Source organism: Sphingomonas flavida (assembly GCF_036663655.1).
Taxonomy (GTDB): Bacteria; Pseudomonadota; Alphaproteobacteria; order Sphingomonadales; family Sphingomonadaceae; genus Sphingomonas.
The window spans coordinates 1-1,227 of the sequence record NZ_JAXOJH010000050.1 but is presented as its reverse complement, the minus strand read 5'-3'; the positions used below and the strand labels follow the sequence as shown (position 1 = coordinate 1,227).

Genomic DNA, 1,227 nt, shown 5'->3' with positions numbered 1-1,227 from the left:
CTATCCCCTGAGCATAGGCTTATGTCCGTGTCCGAGATCATCACAGACGGCGGTCGTCGCCGTCACTGGAGCACGCCTGAGAAGCTGAGGATCGTCGAGGAGACGCTCGATGGTCGCGAGAGCATCTCGGTGGTGGCACGCCGCAACGGCGTGGCGCCGAACCTGCTGTACCGCTGGCGGCTGCTGATGCTGGAGGGCGGGAGCGTCGCGGTGGCTCGCGACGACGACGTGACCAGCAATCGCCAGGTCCGCGAGATGGAGACCCGCATCCGCGAACTGGAGCGCCAGCTCGGCCGCAAGACGCTGGAGGTCGAGATCCTGAAGGAGGCGCTGGAGCGCTCGCGCCCAAAAAAAGCGAGCTTGCTCATGCACTCGCCGTTGCCGGAGACTATCCGGTGAGCCTGGTCGCCAAGACGATCGGGGTCGGGCGCTCGACGGTGTACGACCGCCTGACCGGCCGCACTCGGACGCGCGGGCCGTACGCCAAGGCCGACGACGCGGACCTGCTGCCTCGTATTCACCAGATTGCCGCGCAGCGGCCCACCTACGGCTACCGCCGCATCGCGGCGGTCCTCAATCGACAGCTTCGCGCCGAAGGATCGGCGCCGGTCAACCACAAGCGCGTCTATCGCATCATGGCCGCGGACCGCCTGCTGCTGGCGCGGCGCTATACCGAGCGGGCCGACTACGGCCATGACGGCGTCGTGGTGGCGATCCGCTCGAACCTGCGCTGGTGCTCGGACGGCTTTGAGTTCACCTGCTGGAACGGCGAGGTCGTGCGCGGCGCCTTCATCATCGACGCCCATGACCGCGAGATCATCGCCTGGCGCGCCGTCGCCAATGCGGGCATCAGCGGCTCGGACGTGCGCGACATCATGCTGGAAGCCGTGGAAACCCGCTTCGGCGGTATGCGCGCGCCCGTGCCGGTCGAGATGCTGTCCGATAACGGCTCGGCCTATACCGCCCGCGAAACACGCACCTTTGCCCGGCAGCTGGGCCTCAAACCCTGCTTCACGCCCGTCCGCAGCCCGCCTCGGAGGCCTTCGTTCATACCCTCAAGCGCGATTACGTCCGCGTCTCGCCGCTGCCTGATGCTCCCACCGCGTTGACATCGCTGGCCGGATGGATCGAGGACTACAACGACAACCACCCCCATTCAGGGCTCAAAATGCGTTCACCGCGCGAACATCGCGCACTGGTTTCTGCAACCGCTTGAATCCGTCCGGT

The 1,227-nt window shown here is 66.7% G+C and carries 1 pseudogene; it reads left to right on the top strand.

Annotation, left to right across the window (positions count from 1 at the left end):
- Positions 1-1,216, top strand: a pseudogene (locus U1703_RS18825) (IS3 family transposase); the annotation flags it as partial.
- Positions 1,217-1,227 lie beyond the last annotated feature (11 nt).